Raw genomic sequence first — 21777 nt, forward strand, 5'->3', positions numbered from 1 at the left:
CCGTGCCAACCACACGCCTCAGCACCGAACCCACCGCCGTCCTCGTCCTCGAGGACGGGCGACGATTCTCGGGTCAGGCCTACGGCGCACGCGGCCGCACGCTCGGTGAGATCGTCTTCGCGACCGGCATGACCGGCTACCAGGAGACGCTGACCGACCCGTCCTACGCTGGCCAGATCGTCGTGCAGACCGCCCCGCACATCGGCAACACCGGGATGAACGACGAGGACGAGGAGTCGCGCCGCATCTGGGTCGCCGGCTACGTCGTCCGCGACCCCTCCCGCGTGGTCTCGAACTTCCGCTCGCAGCGCTCGCTCGACGACGACCTGGAGAAGGACGGCATCGTCGGCATTTCCGGCGTCGACACCCGCGCGATCACCCGGCACATCCGCTCGCTCGGCTCGATGCGCTCCGGCGTCTTCTCCGGCGAGGACCTCGCCCTCCCCGAGGAGGAGCAGCTCGCGCTGGTGCTCGGCGGCGCGCAGATGGCGGGCCTGAACCTCTCGTCCTCCGTCTCCACCGAGGAGCGCTACACCGTTCCCGCGCAGGGCGAGCGCGTCGGCTCCGTCGCCGTGATCGACCTCGGCGTGAAGACCTCGACGGTCAACTACCTCTCCGAGCGCGGCTTCGACGTGCACGTCCTGCCCGAGTCGACGACCGCCGAGCAGGTGCTCGCCCTCGACCCCTCCGCGCTGTTCTTCTCGAACGGACCCGGCGACCCGGAGGCCTCGGACCGCCACGTCGACCTGCTGCGCACCACGCTCCGCGCCGACCTGCCGTTCTTCGGCATCTGCTTCGGCAACCAGCTGCTCGGCCGCGCGCTCGGCTTCGGCACCTACAAGCTGCCGTTCGGCCACCGCGGGATCAACCAGCCGGTGCTCGACAAGCTGACCGGCCGGGTCGAGATCACCTCGCAGAACCACGGCTTCGCGGTCGACGCGCCCATCGACGGCGAGCTCGACTCGCCCGAGGGCTTCGGCCGGGTCGAGGTCAGCCACTACAGCCTCAACGACTCGGTCGTCGAGGGACTGCGCTGCCTCGACATCCCCGCGTTCTCGGTCCAGTACCACCCGGAGGCGGCGGCCGGCCCGCACGACTCCAACCACCTCTTCGACCGCTTCCGCGCCATGGTCGTGCAGCGCACGGCCGAGCAGGGCGGCGCCGAGCCCGCCACCGCAGACTCCACCACCTCGACCACCACCGGAGAGCAGAAGTAATGCCCCGCAGGGAAGACATCAGAAGCGTCCTCGTCATCGGCTCCGGCCCGATCGTCATCGGCCAGGCGGTCGAGTTCGACTACTCGGGCACCCAGGCCTGCCGCGTGCTGCGCGAGGAGGGCGTCCGCGTCATCCTCGTCAACTCGAACCCGGCGACGATCATGACCGACCCGGACTTCGCCGACGCGACCTACGTCGAGCCGATCACCCCGAAGGCGATCGAGGCGATCATCGCCAAGGAGCGCCCCGACGCGATCCTGCCGACGCTCGGCGGCCAGACCGCGCTGAACGCCGCGATCCAGCTGCACGACCTCGGGATCCTGGAGAAGTACGACGTCGAGCTGATCGGCGCGAGCTTCGAGGCGATCAACCGCGGCGAGGACCGCCAGATCTTCAAGCAGCTCGTGCTCGACGCGGGTGCCGACGTCGCCAAGTCGTACATCGCGCACACCGTCGAGGAGGCGATCGGCTTCGCCGAGGACCTCGGCTACCCGCTGGTCATCCGCCCCTCCTTCACCATGGGCGGCCTCGGCTCCGGCTTCGCGCACTCGGTCGACGAGCTCGTGCGGATGGTCGGCGACGGCCTGCACCAGAGCCCGACCACCGAGGTGCTCCTCGAGGAGTCGATCCTCGGCTGGAAGGAGTACGAGCTCGAGCTGATGCGCGACACGGCCGACAACACGGTCGTCGTCTGCTCGATCGAGAACGTCGACCCGGTCGGCGTGCACACCGGCGACTCGATCACGGTCGCCCCGGCGCTGACCCTGACCGACCGCGAGTACCAGAAGCTGCGCGACATCGGCATCCGGATCATCCGCGACGTGGGCGTCGACACCGGCGGCTGCAACATCCAGTTCGCGATCGACCCCGCCGACGGCCGGATCATCGTGATCGAGATGAACCCGCGCGTCTCGCGCTCCTCGGCGCTGGCCTCGAAGGCGACCGGCTTCCCGATCGCCAAGATCGCCGCGAAGCTCGCGATCGGCTACCGCCTCGACGAGATCCCGAACGACATCACCAAGGTGACGCCGGCCAGCTTCGAGCCGACCCTCGACTACGTCGTGGTCAAGGTGCCGCGCTTCGCCTTCGAGAAGTTCCCGGCCGCCGACAAGACGCTGACCACGACCATGAAGTCGGTCGGCGAGGCGATGGCGATCGGCCGCAACTACGCGCAGGCGCTGCAGAAGGCGCTCCGCTCGCTCGAGAAGCGCGGCTCCTCCTTCCACTGGGGCGACCAGTCGCGCTCGGTCGAGGAGCTGCTCGAGATCGCGGAGACCCCGACCGATGGCCGCATCGTCACCGTGCAGCAGGCGCTGCGTCTCGGCGCGAGCGTCGAGCAGGCCTTCGAGGCCACCAAGATCGACCCGTGGTTCCTCGACCAGATCGTGCTGATCAACGAGATCGCCGACCTGGTGCGCGAGCACGACGGCCTCGACGCCGGCGTCCTGCGCTTGGCCAAGGACCACGGCTTCTCCGACGTGCAGATCGCGCAGCTGCGCGGTCTCGACGAGGCCGAGGTGCGCCGCACCCGCTACGACCTCGCCGTCCGCCCGGTCTACAAGACGGTCGACACCTGCGCGGGCGAGTTCCCGGCGCTCACGCCGTACCACTACTCCTCCTACGACGAGGAGACCGAGGTCGTCGCGGCCGACCGCCGCAAGGTCGTCATCCTCGGCTCCGGCCCGAACCGCATCGGGCAGGGCGTCGAGTTCGACTACTCCTGCGTGCACGCGTCCTTCGCGCTCTCGGCCGCCGGGTTCGAGACGATCATGATCAACTGCAACCCCGAGACGGTCTCGACCGACTACGACACCTCCGACCGCCTGTACTTCGAGCCGCTGACGCTCGAGGACGTGCTCGAGGTCATCCACGCGGAGTCGCAGTCCGGCGAGCTGGTCGGTGTCGTCGTGCAGCTGGGCGGCCAGACCGCGCTCGGCCTCGCCGCCGGCCTCGAGGCCGAGGGCGTGCCGATCCTCGGCACCACCCCCGCCAACATCGACCTCGCGGAGGAGCGCGGTGCGTTCTCCCGCATCCTCGACGAGGCGGGCCTGCTCGCCCCGCGCAACGGCACGGCGATCGACCTCGAGGGCGCCCTCGCCGTCGCGGTCGAGATCGGCTACCCCGTGCTCGTCCGCCCGTCGTTCGTGCTCGGCGGCCGCGGCATGGAGATCGTCTACGGTTCGCCGCAGCTCGAGGACTACTTCGCCCGGATGGCCGACGAGGGCATCATCGACGCGACGCACCCGCTGCTGGTCGACCGCTTCCTCGACGACGCGATCGAGATCGACGTCGACGCGCTCTACGACGGCGAGCAGCTCTACATCGGCGGCGTGATGGAGCACATCGAGGAGGCCGGCATCCACTCCGGCGACTCGGCCTGCACCCTGCCGCCGGTCACCCTCGGCCGCCAGCAGATCGACAAGGTCCGCGAGGCGACCCTGGCCATCGCCGAGGGCGTCGGCGTCCGCGGCCTGCTGAACGTGCAGTTCGCGATCGGCCAGGGCGTGCTCTACGTCCTGGAGGCGAACCCGCGCGCCTCGCGCACCGTGCCGTTCGTCTCGAAGGCGCTCGGCATCCCGCTCGCGAAGGCCGCCTCGCGCCTGATGGTCGGCGAGACCATCGCCGAGCTGAAGGCCGAGGGCCTGCTGCCCGAGCGCGACGGCTCCGACGTTCCGATGGACTCGCCGATCGCGGTGAAGGAGGCGGTGCTGCCGTTCAAGCGCTTCCGCACCAAGGAGGGCAAGATCGTCGACTCGCTGCTCGGCCCCGAGATGCGCTCGACCGGCGAGGTCATGGGCATCGACCGCGACTTCCCCCGGGCGTTCGCGAAGAGCCAGGAGGCGGCCTACGGCGGCATGCCCGCGAGCGGCACCGTGTTCATCTCGGTCGCCGACCGCGACAAGCGCTCGATCGTGCTGCCGGCGCTGCGCCTGCGCCAGCTCGGCTTCGAGATCCTCGCCACGGAGGGCACGGCCGAGGTGCTGAACCGCAACGGCATCCAGGCCCGGGTCGTCCGCAAGTACAGCGAGGAGGCCGTCGACGACGCGCCCTCGATCGTGGAGCTGGTCAACCGCGACCAGGTCGACGTGGTGATCAACACGCCGAGCGGCGGGGCCTCCCGCGCCGACGGCTACGAGATCCGCGCCGCCGCGGTCGCCGCGGACAAGCCGCTGTTCACCACCATCGCCCAGCTCGCCGCGGCCGTCGCCTCGCTCGACGCCGGGGCGGAGCCGTTCGAGGTGACCAGCCTGCAGGACTACGCGATCCGCCGGGCGGAGCGCACGGCGTGACGGACGCCGCCGCACAGCCGGGCGCCGAGTCCTTCGGCGCCCGGCTCGAGGCCGCGTTCGACGCGTTCGGGCAGCTCTGCGTCGGGATCGATCCGCACGCGTTCCTGCTCGACGCCTGGGGTCTGGACGACAGCGCCGCGGGCCTGGAATCGTTCGGCCGGCGGGTCGTCGAGGTGTCGGCCGGCAGGGTCGGCCTGGTCAAGCCGCAGGTCGCGTTCTTCGAGCGGCACGGCTCCGCGGGCTACGCGGCGCTCGAGCGCGTCCTCGCCGACGCGCGCGCCGCGGGCCTGCTGGTCATCGCGGACGCGAAGCGCGGCGACATCGGCACGAGCGTCACGGCCTACGCCGAGGCGTGGCTCCGCCCGGGCTCGCCGCTCGAGGCCGACGCGATGACGGCCGCCGCCTACCAGGGCGTCGGCTCGCTCGAGGGCATGCTCGCCCTGGCCGAGGAGTCGGGCAAGGGCGTCTTCGTCCTCGCGGCGACCTCCAACGCCGAGGCGCGGCCGGTGCAGCGCGCGCTGCTGCAGGACGGCGCCGCCGCCGGCTCGACCGTGGCGCACACGGTGCTGGCCGACGTGGCATCCTGGAACGCGGGACACGCGCGCTCGTCGATCGGCTCGGTCGGCGTCGTGCTCGGAGCCACGGTCGCACTCGGCGATTACGGCATCGGCACGGGCACTCCGCTCCGCCCCGCACTGCCGGTGCTGGCGCCCGGCTTCGGCCACCAGGGCGCCGACACCGCGGACGCGTCGAGGCTGTTCGGAGCGCTGGCCGCCTCGACGATCGTGAGCGAATCGCGCAGTGTCCTCGGCGCCGGACCCGACGGGATCGCCGCCGAGATCGACCGCCGAGCCGCACACCTCCAGGAGACCCTTGTCCGCTGAAGCCGTCAGCCCGATCGATCCCGCCGCCGAGGCGCCGTCCGGCGCGCGCCGCCCCGCCCCGCCCGCGGTCGACCGCCGCGCCGCCTCCGAGGCCGCGATCGCCGCCCGCCGCGCCCGCGCCCAGGTGAAGAAGGGCGTCGCCGCCGGCGATCGCCCCGCCACGGCCGTGCTCGCCGCCGCGCAGGAGGACCCGACCGGTGTCGAGGGGCGGATGCGCGTCAGCGAGCTGCTGCGCGCGGTGCCCGCCCTCGGCGTGGTCAAGACCCCGCGGGTGATGGAGCAGCTCGGCATCGCGCCGTCCAAGCGCCTGGGCGGCCTCGGCCGCCGCCAGGTCGAGGGCCTCGGCGCGTTCCTGGAGGAGCGCGAGTCGCGTCAGCGCCGCGGCGAGCGCAACCGGCTCGTCGTGCTGGCCGGGCCGACCGCGGTCGGCAAGGGCACCGTCTCCACCTACATCCGCGAGAACTACCCCGAGGTGCTGCTCTCGGTCTCGGCGACCACCCGCGCCCCGCGCCCCGGCGAGGTCGAGGGCGTCAGCTACTACTTCGTCGACGACGCGGAGTTCGACCGCATGGTCGAGGCAGGGGAGTTCCTCGAGTACGCCACGGTGCACAACGCCTACCGCTACGGAACGCCCCGCGGCCCGATCGACGCCGCCCTCGCCGCCGGCCGTCAGGTCATGCTCGAGATCGACATCCAGGGCGCGCGGCAGGTCCGCGAGCGGATGAGCGACGCCCGGCTGGTCTTCCTGCTGCCGCCGAGCTGGGAGGAGCTGGTGCGCCGCCTGGTCGGCCGCGGCACCGAGAGCCCCGAGGAGCAGGAGCGCCGGCTCGCCACCGCGAAGGTCGAGCTGGCCGCGCAGGACGAGTTCGATTTCTGCGTCGTGAACAGCACCGTGCCCGAAGCGGCCCGCGAGGTCGTAGAATTGATGTCGCCTCGTGCCGACAGCACGCCCGCCGATCCGGGCCGCTGAGACCGAGACCACCGACCACCTCCGGGCCGACGCCCTGATCGCCCTCGCCGGTGATCGCGCGCCGTGCCGCTCCGGAGCCGCAGATCGGCGCTTCGCGCCACGCTAGGAGACACCATGGCCAACAACCTCGGCATCATCGACCCGCCCATCGACGAGCTGCTCTCGAAGGTCGACTCGAAGTACGCGCTCGTCATCTTCGCCTCCAAGCGCGCGCGCCAGATCAACGACTACTACGCCGACCTGCACGAGGGCAGCCTGTTCGACAACGTCGGCCCGCTGGTCGACTCGACCATCGACGACAAGCCGCTCTCGGTCGCCCTGCACGAGATCAACGAGGACAAGCTCGTCGCCCGTCCGGTCGCCGAGCCCCTCGACGAGTAGTCCCGACCGGGGGCGCTCCGCGACATGCGGTCATCGAGACGGGCCGCACGGCTGAACGTCGTCGTCGGGATCACCGGCGGCATCGCCGCCTACAAGGCGGTCGGGGTCGTCCGCGCGCTGGTCCTCGAGGGCCACGACGTCCACGTCGTGGCCACCGAGGCGGCGCTGCGCTTCGTCGGGAAGCCGACGCTCGAGGCCATCTCGCGCAACGCGGTGCATACCGAGCTCTACGAGGGCGTCGCCGAGGTGCGGCACGTGGCGATCGGCCAGGCGGCCGACCTCATCGTGATCGCCCCGGCGACGGCGCACACCCTGGCCAAGCTCGCCACCGGCCTCGCCGACGACCTGCTCGGCAACACCGTGCTCGCGAGCACCGCTCCGGTCGTGGTCGCTCCGGCGATGCACACCGAGATGTGGGCGAACGCGGCCACGGTCGCCAACACGGCGACCCTCCGCTCCCGCGGCGTCCACGTCGTCGGTCCCGCCGTCGGCCAGCTCACCGGCGCCGACTCGGGGGCCGGCCGGATGGAGGAGCCCGCGACGATCGTCGCCGAGGCCCTCGCCGTCCACGCGCGCGCCACCGCCGCCCGGCGCGACCTCGAGGGCCTGCGCGTCCTCGTCACCGCCGGCGGCACCCGCGAGCCGCTCGATCCGGTCCGCTTCGTCGGCAACCGCTCCAGCGGCCGGCAGGGCGTCGCGCTCGCGGTCGCCGCGGCCGCGCGCGGAGCGAGGGTCACCCTCCTCGCCGCGAACCTCGACATCGAGGCGCCCGGCGGCGTCGAGGTGGTCCCCGTCGGGACCGCGCTCGAGCTGCGCGAGACGGCGCTGGCCGCCGCCCGCGACGCCGACATCGTGATCATGGCCGCGGCCGTCGCCGACTACCGTCCGGCCGACGTCTCCGAGGCGAAGATCAAGAAGGAGCAGCAGGGCGACCGCCTCGTCCTCGAGCTCGTGAAGAACCCGGACGTCCTCGCCGAGATCTCCGCCGCCAAGACCGACGGGCAGCTGATCGTCGGCTTCGCCGCCGAGACCGAGCCCGACCGGGACGCGATGCTCGCGCTCGGCCGCGCCAAGATCGCCCGCAAGGGCTGCGATCTGCTCGTCCTCAACAGGGTCGGCTGGGCCGAGGGTTTCCAGAGCGACAGCAACACCGTCGTGGTCCTCGATCGGGCCGGAGATATAGTGATCGAGGCTTCCGGCAGCAAGGCGTCGGTCGCCGATCGCGTCCTCGACGTGGTCGCGCGCTAGGGCGCCTCCCTGGCCCGGTCCGCCCCCGGTGAGAGGGCGAGCCCGGTGCGGGACTGCACCGGATCGAGACAGCTCCGGCTGCCGCGCCCTACGGAATGAGACGCTCGACATGACCTCCGGCCCCCTCCGCCTGTTCACCTCCGAGTCCGTGACCGAGGGTCACCCCGACAAGATCTGCGACCAGATCTCGGACCGCATCCTCGACGCGCTCCTGCGTGAGGACCCGCGCAGCCGCGTCGCCGTCGAGACGCTCGTCACCACGGGCCTCGTGCACGTCGCCGGCGAGGTCTCCACCTCGGGCTACGTCGAGATCCCCGCGATAGTGCGCGACACCATCGTCGAGATCGGCTACGACTCCTCGCTCAAGGGCTTCGACGGCCGCTCCTGCGGCGTCTCCGTCTCGATCGGGCAGCAGTCGCCCGAGATCGCCGCGGGCGTCGACACGGCTCTCGAGGTGCGCGGCGACGCCTCCGACGACGACGTGTTCGACCGCCAGGGCGCGGGCGACCAGGGCCTGATGTTCGGCTTCGCCACCGACGAGACCCCCGAGTACATGCCGCTGCCGAGCTGGCTCTCGCACCGCCTCGCGGAGCGCCTGGCCGAGGTCCGCAAGACCGGCGAGCTGGACTACCTCCGGCCCGACGGCAAGACGCAGGTCACCATCGGCTACGACGGCACGACGCCGGCGACGATCGACACGGTCGTCCTCTCCACCCAGCACGCCGAGCACGTCAGCACCGCCACGATCCACGCGGACATCGAGGAGCACGTGATCCGCCCCGTCCTCGAGCGCGTCGACCTCGACTCCTCCGCGGTGCGCCTGCTGATCAACCCCTCCGGCCGCTTCGAGATCGGCGGCCCGCAGGGTGACGCCGGGCTCACCGGCCGCAAGATCATCGTCGACACCTACGGCGGAGCCGCCCGCCACGGCGGCGGCGCCTTCTCGGGCAAGGACCCGTCGAAGGTCGACCGCTCGGCCGCCTACGCCATGCGCTGGGTCGCGAAGAACGCGGTCGCCGCGGGGCTCGCCCGCCGGATGGAGGTGCAGGTCGCCTACGCGATCGGCAAGGCCGCCCCGGTCGGCCTCTACGTCGAGACGTTCGGCACCGGCACGCTGCCCGACGAGCAGATCACCGAGGCGATCCGCTCGGTCTTCGACCTCCGTCCCGCCGCGATCATCCACGCGCTCGACCTGCTCCGCCCGATCTACTCGCAGACCTCGGTCTACGGGCACTTCGGCCGCGAGCTGCCCGACTTCACCTGGGAGCGCCTCGACCGCGTCGACGACCTCCGCTCCGCCGCGGGTCTCTCGTAGGCGCCGACGCGGCGGGGGAGGCGGTGACCGGTCCGGAGGGGCGCGTCGCGCGCGTGCTCCTCGACTCGCCGCTCCCGCAGCTGGATCGGCTGCTCGACTACGCGATCCCCGAGGCGCTGAGCGAGGGCGTGCGGCCGGGTGTCCGGGTGCGGGTGCCGCTGCGCACCGGCGGACGGATCGCCGACGCGTTCGTCGTCGAGGTCGGCGAGGGCTCCGAGCACGCGGGGGCGCTGAGCGAGCTCGAGGAGCTCGTCTCGCCGCTCGTCGTGCTGACCCCCGAGGTCTGGGCGCTCGCACGGCGGGTCGCCGACCGCGCCGCAGGGGGAGCGAGCGACGTGCTGCGCCTCGCGGTGCCGCGGCGCCACGTGCGGGTCGAGCGGGCGCACCTCGCGGCCCTCGCCGAGGCGGACGCGGCCGCCGTCCCCTCCGAGGCGGATGCGGACGCCCTTCCGGCCGAGGCGGACGCGGACTCCGCCCCGGCCGAGCCGGTCGCGAACGGCACCGTGCCCGGCGCGGTGACCGGCTACCCCGCGGAGACGTTCGACGGCCTCCTCGACGGCGGTCGCCTCGCCGTGAACGCGGTGCCCGCGCCGGTGCAGCTCGCCTCCGGAGCCTGGGTCGGCGGCTGGGCGGTGACGCTCGCCGAGCTCGCCCGCACCGCGCTCGCGGCCGGCCGCGACACGATCCTCGCGGTGCCGGACTACCGCGACCAGGAGCAGCTCGAGCAGGCCCTCGCCGAGCACGTCCCCGAGGACGCGGTCGTCCGCCTCGATGCCCGGCAGAAGGGCGCGGGCCGGTACGCCGCGTTCCTGCGCTGCCTCACGCCGGGCCCGCGGGTGATCGTCGGCAACCGCTCCGTGCTCTACGCGCCGTCGTCGGCGCTCGGACTGATCGCGCTCTGGGACGACGGCGATCCGCTCTTCGCCGAGCCGCTCGCGCCCTACGCGCACGCTCGAGACGTGGCGCTCGTCCGGCAGGAGCAGAGCGGCGCCGGGCTGGTCCTGCTCGGCAACACCCGCACGGTCGAGGTGGAGCGGCTGGTCGGCCTGGGCTTCGCCGCTCCGGTGCAGCCCCGGCCCTCCCGGCGCCCGCACGTCGTGCCGACCGCGCAGCAGACGGCCGCCGACGAGCACGACCAGGCCGCGCGCATCCCGTCGACCGCCTGGCGGCAGGCCAGGCTCGCCCTCGACTCGGGTCCCGTGCTCGTCCAGGTCGCCCGCCCCGGCTACGCACCGGTCGTCGCCTGCGCGCGCTGCCGCACCGTGGCGCGCTGCAACCGCTGCCAGGGTCCGCTCGCCGTGCACGCGGCGGGGGCGCGGCCGAGCTGCGGCTGGTGCGGTCTGATCGCCGCCGACTGGCACTGCTCGGTCTGCGAGGCGACGGCGCTGCGCCTGGTGAGCCTCGGCGCTGGGCGGACGGCGGAGGAGCTCGGCCGGGCCTTCCCGGGCGTCAAGGTCGTCGTCGCGGACGGCGCCCACCCGATCCTCACCGTGCCCGGCACGCCCGCGCTCGTCGTCGCCACCCGCGGCGGTGAGCCCCGGGCCGACGGCGGCTACCACGCCGTCCTGCTGCTCGACGGCGAGCGGATGCTCGCGCGCGAGAGCCTGCGCGTCGCCGACGACGCCCTGCGCACCTGGTCGAACGCGGCCGCGCTGGCCCGCCCCGGCGCTCCCGTGCTTCTGGTCGGCGTCGCCGGGCGCCTCGCGACGGCACTCGCGACCTGGCGCCAGGACGAGTACCTCCGCGCCGAGCTGATCGAGCGGCGCGAGCTGCGCTTCCCGCCCGCCGTCCGGCTTGCGACCGTGAGCGGCGACGCCCACGCGGTGACGGAGGCGCTCGACGCGTTGGACGAGGCCGACCGCCACGAGGTGCTCGGCCCGGTGGGGCTCGAGGACGGCTCCGTCCGGGCGATCGTGCGCTTCGACTACGCTCGCGGGGCGGAGGTCGCCGCCCGCCTCCGGTCCGCCGTGATCCGCAACGCGACCCGCCGCCGCCGGCCGCCCACCACGCCGGGCCGCTTCCGGCCGGCGCCGAAGCTGCGCGTCCGGCTGGACGACCCCGACATCCTCTAGACCCGTCCCCCCGGACCCGTTCTCCGCTCGATCCCCACGCTCAGGAGCTCCTCGTGCGCCTCGTCTTCGCCGGCACGCCGGCCGCCGCCGTCCCGACCCTGCGCGCCCTCGCCGCCTCCGAGCACGAGATCGTGGCGGTGGTCACCCGCGCCGACGCCCCCGTCGGCCGGAAGCGCGTGCTCACGCCCTCGCCGGTCGCCGCGGTCGCCGAGGAGCTCGGCCTGCCGGTGCTCAAAGCGAACCGCCTCGACGAGGAGGTCACCGACCGGATCGCGGCCCTCGAGCCCGACCTCGGCGTGATCGTCGCGTACGGCGGCCTCGTCCGCGCCCGGCTGCTGGCGGTGCCGCGCCTCGGCTGGATCAACCTGCACTTCTCGCTGCTGCCGCGCTGGCGCGGGGCGGCACCGGTCCAGCGCGCGCTGATGGCGGGGGAGGAGCGGATCGGTGCGGCCGTCTTCCAGCTGGTCGCCGAGCTCGACGCGGGCGACGTCTTCGCCGAGATCGAGGAGGAGGTCGCCGGGCGCTCGGCCGGCGAGCTGCTCGAGGTGCTCGCCGAGCGCGGCGCCGGGCTGACCGGCGAGGTCGTCGACGGGCTCGCCGCCGGCACCGCGGTGGCCGTGCCGCAGTCGGGCGAGGTGACCCTCGCGCCCAAGCTCGACGTGACCGACGGCCGGATCGACTGGTCGCTGCCGACCGCGCGGATCCTCGCGCTGGTCCGCGGCGTCACTCCCGAGCCCGGAGCGTCGACGGCGGTCGGCGACGCACGGCTCAAGGTGCTCGCCGTCGATGAGGCGCTCACGGACGCTCCCCTCGCGCCCGGCGCTGTGCTCCCCGGCGCCGTCCTCCTCTCCGCCGGCCGCGCGCTGGTCGGCACGGGCGACGGCGCCGTCGAGCTGGTCTCGGTGCAGCCCGCCGGCAAGACCCCGATGCCCGGTGCCGCCTGGGCCCGGGGCCTGCGCGAGAGCACGGTGCTCGCGTGAGCGGCCGCACCCGCGTCGCGCCGGCCCGCCAGGTCGCCTACGACGTGCTGCTCGCGGTCAGCGGCGGCGACGCCTACGCCAACCTCGTGCTGCCCGCGCGGATCCGCGCCGCCGAGCTGTCGCCGGCCGACGCGGGCCTGGCGACCGAGCTCTGCTACGGCACCCTCCGCCTCTCCGGCTACTACGACCGGGTGATCGCCCTCGCCGCCGGCCGCGCCGTCGAGACCGTCGACGCCCCGGTGCTCGACGCGCTCCGGCTCGGCGTGCACCAGCTGCTCGGCACCCGCGTCGCCGCGCACGCCGCGGTCAACGAGAGCGTCGCGCTGGTCGCGGGCGGCTCCTCCCGCGGCGTTGTCGCCTTCGCGAACGCGGTGCTGCGCTCGGTCACCCGCTCGAGCGCGGAGGAGTGGCAGGAGCGCGTCGCCGCCGCCGCGACCTCCGGCGACGACCGCATCGCCGCGACGACCTCGCACCCGGTCTGGATCGTCAAAGCCCTGCGCCGCGCCCTCGCCGCGGAGGGCGCCGCCGACGAGCTCGAGGCGCTGCTCGCCGCCGACAACGCGGCGCCGCGGGTGAACCTCGTCGCCCTGCCCGGTCTCGCTGAGGCCGCCGAGCTGCCCGACGCCGCGCCCGACCGCTACTCGCCGGTCGGCCTCGTCAGCACCGGCGGCGACCCCGAGGCGATCGCGCCCGTGCACGAGGGGCGGGTCCGCGTCCAGGACGAGGGCTCGCAGCTGGCCGCGCTCGCGCTCTCCCGCGCCGAGCCCGTCCGCGACGGCGAGCGCTGGCTCGATCTCTGCGCCGGTCCCGGCGGCAAGGCGGCGCTGCTGGCCGCCGAGGCGCGCGCGGGCGGCGCGACGCTGCTGGCCAACGAGGTCGTCCCCGCGCGGGCCGGGCTGGTCCGCCAGGCCCTCGCCGCCGTGGACCCGTCCGTCGAGGTCCGCACCGGCGACGGGCGCACGCTCGGCGAGGAGCAGCCGGGCGCGTTCGACCGCATCCTCCTCGACGCCCCGTGCACCGGGCTCGGCGCCCTCCGCCGCCGACCGGAGGCGCGCTGGCGGAAGACCGCCGACGACGTCGCCCCGCTCGCGACTCTGCAGGGCGAGCTGCTCGACTCCGCCCTCGCCGCGCTCGCGCCCGGCGGCCTGCTCGCCTACGTCACCTGCTCGCCGCACCTCGGCGAGACGAAGCGCGTGCTCGCCCTCGCCGCGGAACGCCACCCCGACGGCTTCGAGCTCGTCGACACCCCGGCGGTCCTCCGCGGCATCACCCGCGAGCCGCTGCCGCTCGCCGAGGGCGCGCTGCACGCGCAGCTCTGGCCGCACCGGCACGGGACCGACGCGATGTTCATCCAGCTGCTGCGCCGCAGCCCGGCCTGACGGCCCGGTCGCCGCGCCTAGGCTGGGGAGCATGCCCGCACGGATCAACCCCAGCATCCTGTCCGCCGACTTCGTCAACTTCGAGGCCGAGCTGCAGCGGATCGCCGGAGCGGATCTCGTGCACGTCGACGTGATGGACAACCACTTCGTGCCGAACCTCACCTTCGGCCTGCCGATGGTGCAGCGCCTGCAGGAGGTGTCGCCGCGCCCGCTCGACGTGCACCTGATGATCGACGACCCCGACCGCTGGGCCCCCGGCTACGCCGAGACGGGCGCCTACTCCGTCACCTTCCACGCCGAGGCCGCACGCGACGCCGTGGCCCTGGCCCGCCGGCTGCGCGAGATCGGCGCGCGCGCCGGCGTCGCGCTCAAGCCCGGCACGCCGGTCGACGACTACCTCGACCTGCTGCCCGAGTTCGACCAGGTGCTCGTGATGACGGTCGAGCCCGGCTTCGGCGGCCAGTCCTTCATGGCGGAGACGATGCCGAAGCTGCACGCGCTGCGCGAGGTCGTCGACCGCATCGGCCTCGACGTCTGGCTCCAGGTCGACGGCGGCATCGCCCCCGGCACGATCGAGATCGCCGCCGAGGCGGGTGCCGACACCTTCGTCGCCGGCTCCGCCGTGTTCGGCGCCGACGACCCGGAGGCGGCCATCGCCGCGCTCCGCGACACCGCGTCCTCCCTCCTGCACCGCCACTGACCCGGCCGCCCTCGCCGGTCCGCCGCCGCGTATAGACTTCCCCGGTGAAAACTTTCGACGACCTCTTCGCTGAGCTGGGCGAGAAGGCCGCCGCGCGTCCCGAGGGTTCGGGCACGGTCCGCGAGCTCGACGCCGGTGTGCACTTCATCGGCAAGAAGATCGTCGAGGAGGCCGCCGAGGTGTGGATGGCCGCCGAGTACGAGGGCGACGAGCGCACGGCCGAGGAGATCTCGCAGCTGCTCTACCACCTGCAGGTGCTGATGCTCGCGAAGGGCCTGACGACGGCCGACGTCTACCGACATCTGTGAGCATCCCCCCGATCGCCGGAGTGCGCCGCCGCCACGTGGCCGCGCGCTCCCACGCTCTCCGAGGCGCCGTCGCGCCTCCGCTCACCGAATCACCCTCGACCTCCAGAGGACGTCCCGTCGTGACCACGACCACCCGCACCACTCCTGACACCACCGGCACCACCGCCCCGCCCGCGCTCCTGCGCGTCGCCGTCCCGAACAAGGGCTCGCTCTCCGAGACCGCCGGCCAGATGCTGGCCGAGGCCGGCTACACCGGCCGCCGCGATCCCAAGGAGCTGCACGTCGTCGACGAGCGCAACGGCGTCGAGTTCTTCTACCTCCGCCCGCGCGACATCGCCACCTACGTCGGCTCCGGCGCGCTGGACGTCGGCGTCACCGGCCGCGACCTGCTGATCGACTCCGGCTCCGAGGCGCGCGAGATCGCCAGCCTCGGCTTCGCCGACTCGACCTTCCGCTTCGCCGGTCCGGCCGGCCGCTACACCGAGCTGCAGCAGATCGACGGCCTCCGCGTCGCGACCAGCTACCCCGGTCTCGTCGGCCGCTTCCTGCGCGAGCACGGCGTCGAGGTCACCCTCATCCGCTTGGACGGCGCGGTCGAGTCGGCCATCCAGCTCGGCGTCGCCGACGTGATCGCCGACGTCGTCGAGACCGGCACCACGCTGCGGAAGGCGGGCCTGGAGATCTTCGGCCCGGTCATCCTGAAGTCCACGGCCGTCCTCGTCTCCGGCGCGGGCGAGCCGGAGGGAATCCCGGTCCTGCTGCGCCGCCTCCAGGGCGTGCTCGTCGCCCGCGAGTACGTGCTGCTCGACTACGACTGCCCCGTCGCCCTGCTCGAGACCGCCACCGCGCTCGCGCCCGGCTTCGAGTCGCCGACCGTCTCGCCGCTGCACGACCCCGAGTGGGTCGCCGTGCGCGTGATGGTGCCGCGCGCCGACATGAACCAGGTGATGGACCGCCTGTACGACCTCGGCGCCCGCGCGATCCTGGTCACCTCGATCCACGCCGCACGCCTCTAGGAGGGGGAGCGATGAGTCTCGCCGTCCGCGTCATCCCGTGCCTCGACGTGGCCGCCGGCCGCGTCGTCAAGGGCGTCAACTTCCAGAACCTGCGCGACGCCGGCGACCCGGTCGAGCTCGCCCGCCTCTACTTCGAGCAGGGCGCCGACGAGCTGACCTTCCTCGACGTCACCGCCACCGTCGACGACCGCTCCACCACCTACGAGGTCGTCCGCGCGACCGCCGAGCAGGTCTTCATCCCGCTCACCGTCGGCGGGGGAGTGCGCTCCGTCGAGGACGTCTCGCGCCTGCTCGCGCACGGCGCGGACAAGGTCGGAGTCAACTCCGCCGCCATCGCCCGCCCCGAGCTGATCGGCGAGATCGCCGACGTCTTCGGCGCGCAGGTGCTGGTCCTCTCCCTCGACGTCAAGCGGAGTGACGCCACGCCCTCGGGCTTCGTCGTCACCACCCACGGCGGTCGCCGTGAGACGACCCTCGACGCGCTCGCCTGGGCGGCCGAGGCCGTCGAGCGCGGGGCCGGCGAGCTGCTGGTCAACTCCATCGACGCCGACGGCACCAAGCAGGGCTTCGACCTGCCGCTGATCGGTGCGATGCGCGAGCTCAGCACCGTTCCGGTGATCGCCTCGGGCGGCGCCGGCGCCCTCGAGCACTTCGCCCCCGCCATCGAGGCGGGCGCCGACGCGGTGCTCGCCGCCTCCGTCTTCCACAATCGCGAGCTGACGATCGGCGACGTCAAGCGCGCCCTCGACGACTCCGGGATCGAGATCCGCCGATGAGCACCGACACGACCGTTCCGGACGACCTCACCGCGGTCCTCGACCGCGCGACCTTCGACGCGAGCGGCCTCCTGCCCGCCGTCATCCAGCAGCACGACACCGGCGAGGTGCTGATGCTCGGCTGGATGGACCGCGAGGCGCTGCGCCGCACGCTGACCGAGGGCCGGGTGACCTTCTGGTCGCGCTCGCGCCAGGAGTACTGGCGGAAGGGCGACACCTCCGGACACGCCCAGTACGTCCGCGGGGCCGCGCTCGACTGCGACGCCGACACGCTGCTCGTGCAGGTCGAGCAGATCGGCGCCGCCTGCCACACCGGCGAGCACTCCTGCTTCGACGTGGATCCGCTCCAGCCGGTGACGGACCTCGGGCCCACGGCGTGAGCGGCCGGCGGCTGAAGTACTCCGCGATCCTCGGGATCGTGCTGCTCGCCGCGCTCGAGCTCACCTCGTCCACGCAGCCCTGGGCGACCCTCGTGCTCACCCCGGGCGTCGGCGACGGCCGCGCCCTCTCTGTGGCGGGCACCGTCGCGGCGCCGGCGCTGTCGGCCCTCGCGCTGGCCGGGCTCGCGCTCGCGGCCGCACTTGCGATCGCCGGTCCCGCGTTCCGCATCGTGCTCGGGCTGCTGCAGATCGTCCTCGGCGGCTCCGTCGTCCTGGCCGCCTCGACCGCGCTCGCCGATCCCGTCCGCGCGGGCTCGTCACTGGTCACCGATGCGACCGCGATCGCGGGCCGGGAGTCGGTCGCGGCGCTCGTCGAGTCGTCCTCCTCGACCGCCTGGCCGGTCGTCGCCCTGGTCGCCGGGGTGCTGACCGCCGTGATCGGCGTCTTCGTGCTCGTGACGGTCCGGCGCTGGCCGGGAGCGAAGAAGAAGCGCGCCTCCCGGTTCGAGCCCGCCGACGGCTACGGTCACGGCGCGACCACCTTGCAGACGGACGACGGCGACATCGATCCCGTCGTCTCCTGGGACGAGCTGTCCCGCGGCGACGACCCGACCTCCGCCCGCTGAGCACGCCCTCCGCAGACCCCGCCCGGCGGCGGAGCCCTTCGCCCCCGAGCCGCTAGACTGCTCTGGTTCCCACGCACGTCCAGGAGGAGAGCCATGAGCACCGAGCACGACGACGACAACCACGGCCACTCGCCCGCAGCGTGGACGGCCGTCGTCATCATGCTGGTCGGCTTCACGGTCGGCACGATCGCCTTCTGGTTCGACCAGCCCCTCGTCGTCTGGCTGTCCGCCGGCCTCGTCGTGGTCGGCCTGCTCGTCGGCGTGATCCTGGCCCGTCTGGGCTACGGCGTCGACGGCGCGAAGGCCAACCCGAAGGCGCGCGCGTAGAGTGCTCAGCGATCTGACCGCCGGCGCCCTGGCCGATGCGGCCCGGCGTCGCGAGACCGTCCCCCTCGCCGTCCTCGAGCGGCGTGCTGCCGAGCGCCCGCCCGCCCTCGACGCCCTCGCCGCGCTGGCCCCCGCCGAGCGCGTGCGGATCATCGCCGAGGTCAAGCGCTCCAGCCCCTCCCGCGGCGCCCTCGCCGAGATCCCCGACCCGGCGCTGCTCGCCGGCCAGTACGAGCTCGGGGGAGCGAGCGCGATCAGCGTCCTCACCGAGGAGCGCCGCTTCAAGGGCTCCCTCGCCGATCTCGAGGCCGTCCGCGCGAAGGTCTCGATCCCGGTGCTGCGCAAGGACTTCATCGCGGAGCCGTACCAGGTCCTCGAGGCGCGCGCGGCCGGGGCGGACCTCGTCCTCCTCATCGTCGCCGCACTCGAGCAGCCCGTGCTGGCCGAGCTGCACGCCCTCGTCCTCGAGCTCGGGATGACTCCGCTGGTCGAGACGCACTCGGGCGACGAGCTCGAGCGGGCCGCCGACCTCGGCGCGCGCCTGATCGGCGTCAACGCCCGCGACCTCTCCACCTTCGAGCTCGACCGCGACCTCTTCGGCCGCCTCTCCGAGCGCTTCCCGGCCGACGCGGTCAAGGTCGCGGAGTCGGCGGTCCTCTCGGCCGACGACGTCGCGCACTACCGCCGCTCCGGCGCCGACGTCGTCCTCGTCGGCGAGGCCCTCGTCACCGGCGGCGACCCGGTCTCCACCCTCGCCGGCTTCCTCGCGCACTGAGCCGGGATCCGCACGATCCCCGCACCGATCCACGATCCACTGATAGGCGGCACCTGCCATGGCACTCCGGGATGAACTCGGCCCGTACTTCGGCGACTTCGGCGGACGCTACGTCCCCGAATCCCTCGTGGAGGCGCTCGACGAGCTGAGCGCCGAGTACGAGCGCACCAAGGTCGACCCCGGGTTCGCGGCCGAGCTGACGGAGCTGCACCGCAGCTACACCGGCCGGCCCTCGATCATCACCGAGGTGCCGCGCTTCGCCGAGCACGCGGGCGGCGCGCGGATCATCCTCAAGCGCGAGGACCTCAACCACACCGGCTCGCACAAGATCAACAACGTGCTCGGCCAGGCACTGCTCACCAAGCGGATCGGCAAGACCCGCGTGATCGCGGAGACCGGCGCCGGTCAGCACGGCGTGGCCACGGCCACCGCCGCCGCGCTCTTCGGCCTCGACTGCGTCGTCTACATGGGCGAGGTCGACACCGAGCGCCAGGCGCTCAACGTCGCCCGGATGCGCCTGCTCGGCGCCGAGGTCGTCTCGGTGACCACCGGCTCGCGCACCCTCAAGGACGCGATCAACGACGCGATGCGCGACTGGGTCACCAACGTCGAGACCACCAACTACATCTTCGGCACCGTCGCGGGCCCGCACCCCTTCCCGGCGATGGTGCGCGACTTCCAGAAGATCATCGGCGAGGAGGCGCGCGAGCAGGTCCTCGCGCTCACAGGCGCCCTGCCCACCGCGGTCACGGCCTGCGTCGGCGGCGGCTCCAACGCGATGGGCATCTTCCACGCGTTCCTGGACGACGCGGACGTCCGGCTCGTCGGCTTCGAGGCCGGCGGCGACGGGATCGAGACCCCGCGCCACGCGGCGACCATCAGCAAGGGCCGCCCCGGCGTCCTGCACGGCGCCCGCAGCTTCCTGCTCCAGGACGAGGACGGCCAGACCATCGACTCGCACTCGATCTCGGCCGGGCTCGACTACCCCGGCGTCGGCCCCGAGCACGCCTGGCTCTCCAGCATCGGCCGCGCCGACTACCGCGCGGTCACCGACTCCGCCGCGATGGACGCCCTGATGCTGCTCAGCCGCACCGAGGGCATCATCCCCGCCATCGAGTCGGCGCACGCCCTGGCCGGCACGCTCGAGCTCGGCCGCGAGCTGGGCCCCGACGCGACCATCCTGGTCAACCTCTCCGGTCGCGGCGACAAGGACATGACGACCGCCGCGCGCTACTTCGGCCTGATCGACCAGGGCGCGGTGCAGTCGTGAGCGGCCTCGGACCGAGCGTCGCCGAGACCGTCCGCCGCCGCAACCAGGAGGCCGCGGGTGCCCTGATCGGCTACTTGCCCGCCGGCTTCCCCGACCTCGCGACGAGCATCGACGCCGCGGTCGCCCTGGCCGAGAACGGCGTCGACGCGATCGAGCTCGGCCTGCCCTACTCCGACCCGGTGATGGACGGCCCGGTCATCCAGGAGGCGACGCAGGCGGCCCTCGCCGGCGGCTTCCGCCTCCGCCACGGCTTCGAGGCCGTGCGCGAGATCCGCGCGCGGGTCGACGTGCCGGTGCTCGTCATGACGTACTACAACCCCGTGCTGCAGTACGGCGTCGAGCGCTTCGCCACCGACCTCGCCGAGGCGGGCGGCTCCGGCCTGATCACCCCCGACCTCATCCCCGACGAGGGCGCCGAGTGGATCGCCGTCTCCGAGCGCCTCGGCCTCGACCGCGTCTTCCTCGCGGCACCGTCCTCCACCGACGCGCGTCTGCGCGCGACCGTCGAGGCCAGCCGGGGCTTCGTCTACGCCGTCTCGACGATGGGCATCACCGGCGCCCGCGCCGACGTGGACCGCGCCGCCCGCACCCTGGTCGACCGGCTGCGCGCCGCGGGCTCCGACAGCGCCTGCGTCGGGGTCGGCGTCTCGACCGGCGACCAGGTCGCCGAGATCCTCGCCTACGCCGACGGCGCGATCGTGGGCTCGGCCCTCGTGCGCGCGCTCGCCTCGGGCGGGGTCGACGCCGTGGCGGAGACGGCACGAGGTCTGGCAGAGGGCACGCGTCCGCGAGCCTGACGCCTCCCAGTACACTCGGGATGCCCGTCGGGGCGCGGCGCCGCCGCGACCGCGGGATCCCTCCTTCGAAAGGTCGACGTACCGGTGTCCGTACCGCTGAGCATCCCGAGTCCGCCCGAGGCGTGGAGTCAGTACGACTTCACGCTCTTCGATCGCGCGTTCTCGATCCACACCTACGCCGTGTGCATCCTGGTCGGCATCGTCGTCGCCACGATCATGACGAACGCCCGCCTCAAGCGCCGCGGCGCCGAGCCCTGGGTCGTCCTCGACATCATCATCTGGGCCGTGCCGCTCGGCATCATCGGCGCGCGGCTCTACCACGTGCTCACGCACCCCGGCGACTACTTCTTCGCCGGCGCGGACCCGTGGGAGATCATCCGGATCTGGAACGGCGGCAACGCGATCTTCGGCGGCCTGATCGGCGGTGCCGTCGGCGCCTGGATCGGCTGCCGCTGGACCGGCGTGCGCTTCTGGACCTTCGCCGACGCCCTCGCCCCCGGCATGCTCGCCGCGCAGGCCATCGGCCGCCTCGGCAACTGGTTCAACCACGAGCTGTTCGGCCTGCCGACGACCCTGCCCTGGGGCCTCGAGATCGAGAGCAGCAACCCGGCCTTCCCGGTCGGCCTGCCCGCCGGCACGCTCTTCCACCCGACCTTCCTCTACGAGATCCTCTGGAACGCCGTCGGCATCGCCGTCATCCTGCTGCTCGAGCGCCGCCTCAAGCTGCAGTGGGGCACCGTGTTCGCCGCCTACCTGATCTGGTACGGCGTCGGCCGCGTCTGGTTCGAGTCGATCCGCATCGACCCGAGCGAGTTCTTCTGGGGCATCCGCACCAACGTCTGGGCCGCCCTGATCGCGATCGTGATCGGCCTGCTCCTCGTCGTGATCCAGCGGCGCGAGCACCCCGGCCGCGAGACCTCGGCCTACCGGCCCGGTCGCGAGTGGACGCCCGCCCCGGCTGCGGTAGAATTTGAGGACGTCGAGTCCGACTCCGACGCACCCACCACTCCTTCTTCCGGCACCGACGCCGAGAAGTCGACGGTCTCCCGCAGCTGACGCGGTCCGC

General features: G+C 73.3%; 21 protein-coding genes. All 21 read left to right on the top strand.

Annotated features, from left to right (window positions below; all coding sequences use genetic code 11):
• Window positions 1-2 precede the first annotated feature (2 nt).
• The 21 genes from carA (at window position 3) to lgt (ending at window position 21767) form a co-directional block, all read left to right on the top strand.
• Window positions 3-1217, top strand: coding sequence for a glutamine-hydrolyzing carbamoyl-phosphate synthase small subunit (carA, locus tag HQQ86_RS18035; protein ID WP_159422545.1), 1215 nt, complete (start codon window positions 3-5; stop codon window positions 1215-1217).
• Entirely contained in the window at window positions 1217-4507 is a 3291-nt protein-coding gene (gene carB, locus HQQ86_RS18040; protein ID WP_173289702.1) for a carbamoyl-phosphate synthase large subunit, read from the top strand. Before carA ends, carB begins: the two co-directional genes overlap by 1 nt.
• Window positions 4504-5391 carry an orotidine-5'-phosphate decarboxylase gene (pyrF, locus tag HQQ86_RS18045; RefSeq protein ID WP_173289704.1) on the top strand — a complete coding sequence of 296 codons (888 nt, stop codon included), beginning with the start codon at window positions 4504-4506 and terminating at the stop codon, window positions 5389-5391. Before carB ends, pyrF begins: the two co-directional genes overlap by 4 nt.
• A 13-nt stretch (window positions 5392-5404) precedes the next feature.
• On the top strand, window positions 5405-6361 hold the full coding sequence (gmk, locus tag HQQ86_RS18050) for a guanylate kinase (RefSeq protein ID WP_173290416.1): 957 nt from the start codon (window positions 5405-5407) through the stop codon (window positions 6359-6361).
• Between the two features lie 114 nt (window positions 6362-6475).
• Window positions 6476-6742 carry a DNA-directed RNA polymerase subunit omega gene (rpoZ, locus tag HQQ86_RS18055; protein ID WP_123446225.1) on the top strand — a complete coding sequence of 89 codons (267 nt, stop codon included), beginning with the start codon at window positions 6476-6478 and terminating at the stop codon, window positions 6740-6742.
• A 51-nt stretch (window positions 6743-6793) separates the two neighbouring features.
• Window positions 6794-7990 (top strand): bifunctional phosphopantothenoylcysteine decarboxylase/phosphopantothenate--cysteine ligase CoaBC, encoded by a 1197-nt coding sequence (coaBC, locus tag HQQ86_RS18060; protein WP_173290418.1) that lies wholly within the window; start codon window positions 6794-6796, stop codon window positions 7988-7990.
• Window positions 7991-8099: 109 nt separating this feature from the next.
• Window positions 8100-9305, top strand: coding sequence for a methionine adenosyltransferase (metK, locus tag HQQ86_RS18065; RefSeq protein ID WP_173289705.1), 1206 nt, complete (start codon window positions 8100-8102; stop codon window positions 9303-9305).
• Window positions 9306-9328: 23 nt separating this feature from the next.
• Complete coding sequence (locus HQQ86_RS18070; RefSeq protein ID WP_173289707.1) at window positions 9329-11377, top strand: primosomal protein N'; 2049 nt, start codon at window positions 9329-9331, stop codon at window positions 11375-11377.
• A gap of 53 nt (window positions 11378-11430) precedes the next feature.
• Entirely contained in the window at window positions 11431-12357 is a 927-nt protein-coding gene (locus HQQ86_RS18075; protein ID WP_173289709.1) for a methionyl-tRNA formyltransferase, read from the top strand.
• On the top strand, window positions 12354-13736 hold the full coding sequence (locus HQQ86_RS18080) for an RsmB/NOP family class I SAM-dependent RNA methyltransferase (RefSeq protein WP_367948721.1): 1383 nt from the start codon (window positions 12354-12356) through the stop codon (window positions 13734-13736). The genes HQQ86_RS18075 and HQQ86_RS18080 overlap by 4 nt, the downstream gene beginning before the upstream one ends.
• A 31-nt stretch (window positions 13737-13767) precedes the next feature.
• Window positions 13768-14436 (top strand): ribulose-phosphate 3-epimerase, encoded by a 669-nt coding sequence (gene rpe / locus HQQ86_RS18085; protein ID WP_173289711.1) that lies wholly within the window; start codon window positions 13768-13770, stop codon window positions 14434-14436.
• A gap of 44 nt (window positions 14437-14480) precedes the next feature.
• Window positions 14481-14744 carry a phosphoribosyl-ATP diphosphatase gene (locus HQQ86_RS18090; RefSeq protein WP_055791842.1) on the top strand — a complete coding sequence of 88 codons (264 nt, stop codon included), beginning with the start codon at window positions 14481-14483 and terminating at the stop codon, window positions 14742-14744.
• Window positions 14745-14863: 119 nt separating this feature from the next.
• The gene (gene hisG / locus HQQ86_RS18095) at window positions 14864-15760 is read left to right on the top strand and encodes an ATP phosphoribosyltransferase (protein ID WP_173289713.1); all 897 of its coding nucleotides are present in this window, start codon (window positions 14864-14866) and stop codon (window positions 15758-15760) included.
• A gap of 11 nt (window positions 15761-15771) precedes the next feature.
• Window positions 15772-16536 carry an imidazole glycerol phosphate synthase subunit HisF gene (hisF, locus tag HQQ86_RS18100; RefSeq protein WP_173289715.1) on the top strand — a complete coding sequence of 255 codons (765 nt, stop codon included), beginning with the start codon at window positions 15772-15774 and terminating at the stop codon, window positions 16534-16536.
• Entirely contained in the window at window positions 16533-16916 is a 384-nt protein-coding gene (gene hisI, locus HQQ86_RS18105; protein WP_173289717.1) for a phosphoribosyl-AMP cyclohydrolase, read from the top strand. Before hisF ends, hisI begins: the two co-directional genes overlap by 4 nt.
• Window positions 16913-17542, top strand: a complete 630-nt coding sequence (locus HQQ86_RS18110; RefSeq protein WP_173289719.1) for a Trp biosynthesis-associated membrane protein — start codon at window positions 16913-16915, stop codon at window positions 17540-17542. The genes hisI and HQQ86_RS18110 overlap by 4 nt, the downstream gene beginning before the upstream one ends.
• Before the next feature lie 93 nt (window positions 17543-17635).
• The gene (locus tag HQQ86_RS18115) at window positions 17636-17869 is read left to right on the top strand and encodes a DUF6704 family protein (RefSeq protein WP_173289721.1); all 234 of its coding nucleotides are present in this window, start codon (window positions 17636-17638) and stop codon (window positions 17867-17869) included.
• Window position 17870: 1 nt separating this feature from the next.
• Entirely contained in the window at window positions 17871-18644 is a 774-nt protein-coding gene (trpC, locus tag HQQ86_RS18120; protein WP_173289723.1) for an indole-3-glycerol phosphate synthase TrpC, read from the top strand.
• Between the two features lie 58 nt (window positions 18645-18702).
• The gene (gene trpB / locus HQQ86_RS18125; RefSeq protein ID WP_173289725.1) at window positions 18703-19914 is read left to right on the top strand and encodes a tryptophan synthase subunit beta; all 1212 of its coding nucleotides are present in this window, start codon (window positions 18703-18705) and stop codon (window positions 19912-19914) included.
• Complete coding sequence (gene trpA / locus HQQ86_RS18130; RefSeq protein ID WP_173289726.1) at window positions 19911-20711, top strand: tryptophan synthase subunit alpha; 801 nt, start codon at window positions 19911-19913, stop codon at window positions 20709-20711. The genes trpB and trpA overlap by 4 nt, the downstream gene beginning before the upstream one ends.
• A gap of 102 nt (window positions 20712-20813) precedes the next feature.
• The gene (gene lgt, locus HQQ86_RS18135) at window positions 20814-21767 is read left to right on the top strand and encodes a prolipoprotein diacylglyceryl transferase (RefSeq protein ID WP_367948749.1); all 954 of its coding nucleotides are present in this window, start codon (window positions 20814-20816) and stop codon (window positions 21765-21767) included.
• The last annotated feature ends 10 nt before the right edge of the window (window positions 21768-21777 follow it).

It is taken from the genome of Rathayibacter sp. VKM Ac-2857 (genome assembly GCF_013205025.1).
In the GTDB taxonomy this organism is placed as follows: Bacteria; Actinomycetota; Actinomycetes; order Actinomycetales; family Microbacteriaceae; genus Rathayibacter.